The sequence below is a fragment of the Stenotrophomonas sp. INTA L402-1 genome (assembly GCF_059295135.1).
Genome location: NZ_JCAFWP010000032.1, coordinates 49,614 through 57,670, shown reverse-complemented (window position 1 = coordinate 57,670; position 8,057 = coordinate 49,614). Strand labels below are relative to the sequence as shown.

The window sequence follows — 8,057 nt, the reverse complement described above, 5'->3', positions numbered from 1 at the left end:
GCGCGCCAGTGCTGCGCCAGATGCTCTACATGGCCGCAATGGGGCTCAAGCGGTGTCGCCAGGGGCAACCGCTCTACGACGAGCTGTCAAAACGCGGTCACCCCAGCACCGCCGTCTTCAACATCCTGGCCAGAAAGCTGGCCAGGATCGCCTGGGGTGTCTTCAAAAGCGGCCGGGACTTCGATCCGGCCATGCTGAAGGTGGGTCAAGCCTGCTTCCAGCAGGCTTGACCACGAACATAGGATCTCGACTCTACAAATCGAAAGGCCGGCTTGCGCCGGCCCTTCGTTGTTATTTCGCCTTGCCCTGGTTGGCCACGGCTTCGGCGGCCTTGCGCGCCGCTTCCGGGTCGCCCAGGTAGCGGAACGACTTCACCGTCAGGTCGTCGTTCAACTCGAACAGCAGCGGGATGCCGGTCGGGATGTTCAGCTCGAGGATTTCCTCGCGCGAGACGTTGTTGAGGTACTTGTACAGCGCGCGCAGCGAATTGCCGTGGGCAGTGACCAGCACGGTCTTGCCATCCTTCAGCTGCGGCGCGATGGCGTCGTGCCAGTACGGCAGCACGCGGTCCAGCGTGGTCGCCAGCGATTCGGTGCCCGGCAGCGCGTTGCGGTCCAGGCCGGCGTAGCGACGGTCATGGATCGGGTGGCCCGGATCTTCCAGGTCCATCGCCGGCGGCGGGATGTCGTAGGAACGACGCCACACCTTGACCTGGTCCTCGCCGTGCTTGGCGGCGGTCTCGGCCTTGTCCAGGCCCTGCAGGCCGCCGTAGTGGCGCTCGTTGAGGCGCCAGGACTTGTTCACCGGCAGCCAGTCCTGCTCCAGCTCGGCCAGCGCACCCTGCAGGGTGTGGATGGCGCGCTTGAGCACGGAGGTGTGGGCGACGTCGAACTGCAGGCCTTCCTCGCGCATCAGGCGACCGGCGGCAGCCGCTTCCCGGCGCCCCTGCTCGGTCAGGTCGACATCGACCCAGCCGGTGAAGCGGTTGTCCAGGTTCCACTGGCTCTGGCCATGGCGCAACAGTACGAGTTTACGGGTCACTGCAGGGTCTCCAACGCGAGGAAAGGCAGGCCGCCATTGTAGCCCCGGGCGCCGCTCACCGTGCCGTGGCCCCACACATGCGATGCTGCAACCAATGAATACGGTGATCGACCCTGGGCGCTGGGAAGGCAGCGTCGCCGCGGCCCGCGAGCAGCAGATCCAGCTGGCCGGTCGCGTGGAACGCCAGGACCGGCTGCCACGCACGGTGCGCTGGCTGGCCGGGCTGGATGTCGGCTTCGAGGATGATGGCGCCATCACACGCGCCGCGGCGGTACTGCTGGACGCGGAGACGCTGCAGCCCGTGGCGCAGGAGATCGCGCGCATCCCCACGGTGATGCCCTATATCCCCGGCCTGCTCAGCTTCCGCGAGCTGCCGGCACTGCTGGCCGCGCTGGCGCTGCTGCCGCGCACGCCGGACCTGGTGTTCGTCGATGGCCATGGCATCAGCCACCCGCGCCGGCTGGGCGTGGCCGCTCATCTCGGAGTGGTCATCGACCTGCCGAGCATCGGCGTGGCCAAGTCAAAGCTGGTCGGCCGGTTCGTCGAACCGGACGCCGAGGCCGGTGCGCATACGCCGCTGCTGGACGGCGATGAGCAACTGGGTTGGGTGCTGCGCAGCAAGATTCGCTGCAAGCCGCTGTTCGTGGCCGGTGGCCATCGGGTCAGTGCGGATACCGCGCTGGACTGGGTGCAGCGCACGCTGCGCGGTTACCGGCTGCCGGAGCCGACGCGGCTGGCAGACCGGCTGGCCTCGCGACGGGACGAATGACCGCACCGGGCATCACCCGGCGCCGTCGCCATCCTCGTTCAGCGATGCACGTGGCCGCGATGGCCCTGCGCGTCCTCGCCGTGGTCATGGCCTTCATGGCCCTCGTGCTCGCCGCCCTTGGCCGGCGCCGGCTCACCACAGGCTTCGCCGCAGTGGTCCGCTTCGATCTGCAGTGTCACGTGCTCGATGCCGAAGTCATCGTGCAGGCGCCCGCCCAGATCACGACGCAGCGCATCGGCATCGGTGCCGTCGCGCATCACGATGTGCGCGGTCAGCGCCGGGGTGCTGGAGGCCAGCGCCCACACATGCAGGTCATGCACGTCCAGTACCGCAGCGTGGCCGGACAGGCTGTCACGCACCTTGGCCACGTCCATGCCCTTGGGAACGCCTTCCAGCAGCACGTTGATCGCCTCGCGCATCAGCACATAGGTGCGCGGCAGTACCCACAGGCCGATCAGCACCGCCAGGATCGGATCGATCGGCTTCCAGCCGGTCCACTTGATCAACAGCGCACCCGCAATTACCGCCACCGAGCCGAGCATGTCCGCCCACACTTCCAGGTAGGCGCCCTTCACGTTCAGGCTCTCACCGCTGCCGGCCTGCAGCAGGCGCATCGAGATCAGGTTGATGACCAGGCCCGCCGCGGCAATCACCAGCATGCCTGACGAGGCAATCTCCTGCGGTTCGCGGAAACGCCCGATGGCTTCCCACAGGATGTAACCGGCGACCACGAACAGCATCGCACCGTTGATCATCGCGCCCAGCGCTTCCAGGCGTGCATAGCCGTAGGTGCGGCGCGCGTCCGGCGGGCGCCGGCTCAGCCGTACCGCGACCAGCGCGATCATCAATGCCAGAGCATCGGTGGCCATGTGCGCCGCATCGGACAACAGCGCCAGGCTGTTGGTCCAGAACGCGCCCACCACCTCGACGACGAGGAAGGTGGAGGTCAGGCCGAGCGCCCACCACAAGGGTTTCTCGTGGCGGATCTCGGATGGCAGGTGATCGTGGTCGTGGCCCATGGCAACAGCTCCTTTGCGATGGAGGCAGGCTACGCCGGCGGCCGTGGGGAAACTATCACGGTGTTTATAACATTGCAGGATCCGCGACGTGGGTCGCTGCAGCTTGCGCCGGCGCGGGGCCACATTATGATGGCCGCATCCCCTCTGGAGGGGGGAACGGGCAGCCGGATCGCCTCGCGGTGCTGCCCGCAATGGACACCCAAGCACAAGGAATACGGAACATGTGGACTACCAAGACCCCTTGGGTCGCCGTCGCCGTGGCCTGCGCGCTGGGCATGGCCGCAGACGTCTCGGCCAAGACCTGCCAGCAGAATTTCCGCTCGGTAGGCGACCCCCGCAATGGCCAGTTCTTCACCTCCGAGGTCACCCTTCCCGGCCTGAAGCCCCGCAGTGCGCTGGGCCAGCTGCGCAAGGCCGCACTCGACGAAGGCAACAACTTCGTCAGCGGCGATGTCATCACCGAAACCGAAGGCCAGATGTACGTGCTGCAGACCGACACGAAGATGCCGCTGGTCAGCATCATCACCGCCTCCAATGGCGGCAACGTGGTGGTCGGCACCAAGCTGTCGCGCGGGCAGACCGCCAAGGAAGAGGACGCACGCAGCGCGCTGTGTGGCTGGCTGGACAAACTCAAGACCGGCCCCGAAGGCGAGGCGATCGCCGAAGCCGTGCGTGTTTCCAGCGGTTTCGACAAGCCGATCCAGGCCACTGCGGTTGGCATGTCCACCGAAATGGGCAAGGACTCCAAGCGGCTGCAGCGGGAAGTCAACACCGCACCGCTCAGGGCGCTGTTCTCCGGCAGCAACACCCCACCGGATACCGACGCGATGTACCAGCCGTTGCTCGTCAAGTATTTCGGCCGCCGTTTCATCATCGATGGCCAGGTGTACACCGCCCAGCCCAACCGCTTTGCCAAGACCTTCGAAGTGGGCTACCTGGTCACCAAGATGAAGGGCATCGGCGGCATCGGTGGGCGCCAGTCGAACGATGACAACAATGCCAACTTCACCGTGCACTGTGCGCTGGCCCCGGATCAGATGGCGCTGGGCGCCACCCTGCGCGAGAACGACTGGGTGAAACTGGAAGGCGTGGTCGACAAGATGGATACCGGCGGCGTCCACCTGCGCGATTGCCGTCAGGTGAAGTAGTCCCGCAGGCTGCGCCGGGACCGCCCCGGCGCAGCGCTCATCGGATCAGAAGCCGAATCGCAGGCTGGCCCAGTAGGCGCGGCCCGGTTCGTTGTAGGTGGCCGCGCCGGCATCGCTGCTGTTGGCCTCGCGGAACAGGCGCTTGTCGGCCAGATTGTTCACGCCGAAGCCGAAGCTGACCGTCTCGGTCACCTTGTAGCGCGCGCTCACGCCCCAGATGTTGTAGGCGCCGCGATCCTGCAGCGCGATCGACGGATCGCAGGTGCCGGTGCAGCGCGGATCATTGTTGATGTTGGTGGTGGCCGGCTTCTGCTTGCCGTAGAAGGTGCCGGTCAGCAGCAGCGACAACTTGTCGGTGGCCTGCCAGTCCAGCATCGTGTTGACGGTGTACTTCGGAATCACCGACAGCGGCTGGCCGGTGCTCTTGTTCTCGTTCTCCACCATGTAGGTGAAGTTGTTGCTCCACTTCAGGCGGTTGCCCTGCTCGCCCAGCAGCGGGACCACCAGGTTGCCTTCCAGACCCTGCACGATCGCCTTGGGTGCGTTCTCCCAGCGGAAGATGCGGCCTTTGGTGTCGGCGGTCAGCCCGATCTGGTTGTACCCGGCCTGGATCTTGTCCTTGTAGTCGTTGTGGAAGTAGGTCAACGACGCTTGCCAGCCGCTCTGCGGTGCCCACTCGATACCCAGTTCCTTGTTCAGGCTGGTTTCCGCCTTCAGGTCCGAGTTGCCGCGCATGTAGCAGCCGGCGCCCAGGCTCGGCAGTGCATTCGGGCAGCCATTGCCCCGGGTGTAGTACAGGTAGTCCGGATTCGACTGGTACAGGTTCGGCGCCTTGAATGCACGGGCGATACCGCCCTTCACCACCCAGTCGCTGTTGATGCGGAACTGCGCGTTGAGGCTGGGGCTGGTGTTGTTGCCGAACTGGCTGTGGTGGTCGAAGCGCAGGCCCGGGGTGACGATCCAGCGCTCGCCCAGGTAGATGTTGTCTTCCACGAACACGGCGGTGGTCTGCGCGTCGGACTTGCCGCGTGCGCGATCGGCCGACAGCCCCGGGATGCCGCCGCCGCTGCTGCTGGACTGGCTCATCGAGTACGGGTCGGTCAGGCGGCTGTCCAGGTATTCAAAGCCCAGCGTCCAGATGTTCTCGGCACCACCCAGCGTGGTCGGGAAACTGACTTCGCCGTCCAGCTGGTAGTTGCGCAGGCGCGAGGTCGACCAGTCGGTGCCGTTGAAGCTGCCCTCCGGGCCACCGGCCAGGCCTTCGTTGATGCGCGAGTTGTTCACTGCCTCCACTGCAGCCGTTACCCGCGAGGTCACATCACCCCAGCGGCCGCGATGGGTGATCGCGCCGGTGTTGCGGTACATGCGGTTGGTCTCGGCCTGCTGCTCGGCCAACGCCCCCAGATCGATCGGTGTCGAGGTACCGGTGGTGCTGACCGCGCGGTCGCCAGCATAGATGTTGCCCTGGCGACTGGTGCCGGCTTCGAATTCGACCACCTGGTTGGCGGTCACGTCCCAGCGCAGCAGCGCGTTGACATCGCGGTTCTTGACGCCCTCGCGACCGGCCGGCGGCACCGCGTTCGGATTCGTCGCGAAGTCACGATTGAGTTCCAGCGAATCGGCGTCGGTCTTGTTGAGATTGCCGTACAGGCGGAACGACAGGGTGTCGGTCATCGGCCCGCTCAGCTGCAGGCCGACGCGCTCGCTGCCGCCTTCGGCGCTGTGCTCGGGCACCAGGCCATACAGGTCGACCGCGCCGGTCAGGTCGCCGGTCGGGCGCTTGGTGATGATGTTGACCACGCCACCGGAAGCACCCGAGCCATAACGTGCCGCTGCAGGGCCACGCAGCACTTCGATGCGCTCGATCATTTCCGCCGGCACCCAGTTGGTATCGCCGCGGGTATTGCGCTCACCGCTGCGGCCCATGCGCACGGCATCACGCGCACCGATGCGCTTGCCGTCGACCAGGATCAGGGTGTTTTCCGGGCCCATGCCACGCAGATCGATCTGGCGGTTGTTGCCGTACTGGCCCGAGGCACTGTTGCCGGTCAGGTTGACGCCGGGCATGGTGCGCAGCAGCTCGGCGATGTCGTTGGCCGGCGGGCGCCTGGCGATGTCCTCTGCGGTGATGGTCGAGGTACCCAGGGCCTGGCGCGCGATCTGCGAGGCGGTGACGTGCACCGTGTCGATATCGGTGGCGTCGGTTTCGGCGTGGGCGGTCAGAGCGCTGCCGGCCAGCAGGGCGGCAACGGCAAGCGCCAGCGGGCGCGGCGAAAGGACAACGGCAGGGGACATGATCAGGACCTTCTGGCAGGGCTACGGGGCCTCTGGCAAAGGGCTTGAGGCAACGACGAGGGGGAGGCGGAGCAGTCCTGCAGCAGGCACCTGCAGCCCGTTCCGTGCGCGCATTCTCCCATCAATGCGATTGATTCTCAAATGCGTTCACTCATTGCCGCAGCGGCGCCGATGTGGTTTGCGCACCGTGCAACCCTGCACCGCGCGTAAACTGGCCGGCTAACCCGCCATCAACCGTATGCCGCCGCGGCCGATACCCGTGGTTTGCCGTACGCAGTCAGAGATCGACGTGGAACCACCCCAATTGGACGATGCCAGCCAGCCGCTGGCCGAGGCCTGGCAGCAGTGTCTGCTGCAGGCCGGCCCTGCCGCCACCGCGCTGCTCAAGGCCGCTGCTACCGATGCCCCACCCGCGCTGGCCCAGCGCTTTTACGAAGTGCTGCTGCAGGACACCCGTGCGCGCCGTTTCCTGTCCCACGACCAGGTCAAGCAGCGCCTGCAGCCGGCCATGCAGCGCTGGCTGGCGCAGCTGCTGACCACTGATGCCAGCGGCATCGCCAACACCGTGGCCTCACAGCGGATCATCGGCGACGTGCACGCCCGCGTCGGCATTCCGGTCGACCTGGTTACCCGCGGTGCGCGCGTGCTCAAGCACGAACTGTTCGTGCGCCTGCGTGACGATGCACCGGACAGCGACACCGCATTCGCCGCCATCGACTGCCTCAGCGCGATCATGGATATCGCCATGGAAGGCATGACCCTGGCCTACACCCATGCGCGCGAGCGCTCCACCCGTGCCGACGCCGCCTACCGGCTGTTCTCGCTGGTACAGAACGTCGGTACCGAACGCGAGCGCCAGCGCGCACTGCTGCTGGACTGGGAAAACGCCCTGCTCTACGCGTTGGCCGGTCACGTGCAGGCCAGCGACAACGCGAGCCTGGCTACCTCGGAGTTCGGCCTGTGGTTCACCCACAAGGGCATCCCCAGCTTCGGCGAAAGCAGCGAAACGCAGCAGGTGGGCCAGTTGATGGCCCGCATTGATGGCCACCTGCAGCGCGCGAGCGGCGATGCTCCGGCGCAGCGACTGGCGGTGCTGCCGGCCATCCGCGAGGACCTGGCCGCCATCCGCACCCTGATGACACTGCTGTTCGAGCGCATCGGCGAACTGGATGCCGGCAGCGACGCGCTGACCAACCTGCTCAACCGTCGCTTCCTGCCCACCGTGCTGCGCCGGGAAATCGAGCTGGCCACACGCAACCGCACACCATTCTCGCTGCTGCTGCTCGACCTGGATCACTTCAAGGCAATCAACGACGGCCACGGCCACGATGCCGGCGACCGCGCGTTGCAGCACGTCGCCGGCCTGCTCGGCCAGCTCACGCGCGGCAGCGACTACCTGTTCCGCTATGGCGGCGAAGAATTCGTGGTGGTACTGGTGGCTGCCAGCGAATCGCAGGCGACCGTGATCGCCGAGAGCCTGCGGCGGCAGATCGCACAGTCGCCGGTGGCACTGGCCAACGGCCAGGTGCTGGCACTGACCGCCAGCATCGGCGTGGCCGGCCACGACGGCCATCCGGACTACGAGCGGCTGATGGCCCGTGCCGACGCGGCAATGTACGAGGCCAAGCGCAGCGGCCGCAACCGCGTGGTGGTGGCCAGTGCGGACCTGCAGGAAGCGCCGGGACGGCGCGCACTGCAGCGATGACGGCAGGACAGGTAGAGTCGACCGCGGGTCGACTATCGCGCGCACCGCGGGGCTTTTCGCACGCAGGGCGAAGAGCAGTC

The 8,057-nt window shown here is 66.6% G+C and carries 6 protein-coding genes and 1 pseudogene; 4 read left to right on the top strand and 3 right to left on the bottom strand.

Features of this window, described 5'->3' with window-relative positions; genetic code table 11:
- A pseudogene (locus tag AC5O77_RS16835) lies at window positions 1-230 on the top strand (IS110 family transposase); the annotation flags it as partial.
- Window positions 231-291: 61 nt separating this feature from the next.
- Here the strand turns inward: AC5O77_RS16835 and gpmA are convergent.
- Window positions 292-1,041, bottom strand: coding sequence for a 2,3-diphosphoglycerate-dependent phosphoglycerate mutase (gene gpmA, locus AC5O77_RS16830; RefSeq protein WP_004150217.1), 750 nt, complete (start codon window positions 1,039-1,041; stop codon window positions 292-294).
- A gap of 94 nt (window positions 1,042-1,135) precedes the next feature.
- Between gpmA and nfi the strand changes: the two genes are divergently transcribed.
- Entirely contained in the window at window positions 1,136-1,810 is a 675-nt protein-coding gene (gene nfi, locus AC5O77_RS16825) for a deoxyribonuclease V (RefSeq protein ID WP_478058380.1), read from the top strand.
- Window positions 1,811-1,848: 38 nt separating this feature from the next.
- On the opposite strand, the gene AC5O77_RS16820 is transcribed toward nfi, so the two are convergent.
- Entirely contained in the window at window positions 1,849-2,829 is a 981-nt protein-coding gene (locus AC5O77_RS16820) for a cation diffusion facilitator family transporter (protein ID WP_032127521.1), read from the bottom strand.
- 221 nt (window positions 2,830-3,050) lie between these two features.
- Between AC5O77_RS16820 and AC5O77_RS16815 the strand changes: the two genes are divergently transcribed.
- On the top strand, window positions 3,051-3,977 hold the full coding sequence (locus tag AC5O77_RS16815) for a hypothetical protein (RefSeq protein WP_094000237.1): 927 nt from the start codon (window positions 3,051-3,053) through the stop codon (window positions 3,975-3,977).
- Window positions 3,978-4,022: 45 nt separating this feature from the next.
- Here AC5O77_RS16815 and AC5O77_RS16810 read toward each other — a convergent pair whose 3' ends face one another.
- Window positions 4,023-6,272 (bottom strand): TonB-dependent siderophore receptor, encoded by a 2,250-nt coding sequence (locus AC5O77_RS16810; RefSeq protein WP_125894483.1) that lies wholly within the window; start codon window positions 6,270-6,272, stop codon window positions 4,023-4,025.
- Between the two features lie 289 nt (window positions 6,273-6,561).
- On the opposite strand from AC5O77_RS16810, the gene AC5O77_RS16805 reads away from it, so the two are divergent.
- Window positions 6,562-7,977: a GGDEF domain-containing protein gene (locus tag AC5O77_RS16805; RefSeq protein WP_049399641.1), complete on the top strand. Its 1,416-nt coding sequence runs from the start codon at window positions 6,562-6,564 to the stop codon at window positions 7,975-7,977.
- The last annotated feature ends 80 nt before the right edge of the window (window positions 7,978-8,057 follow it).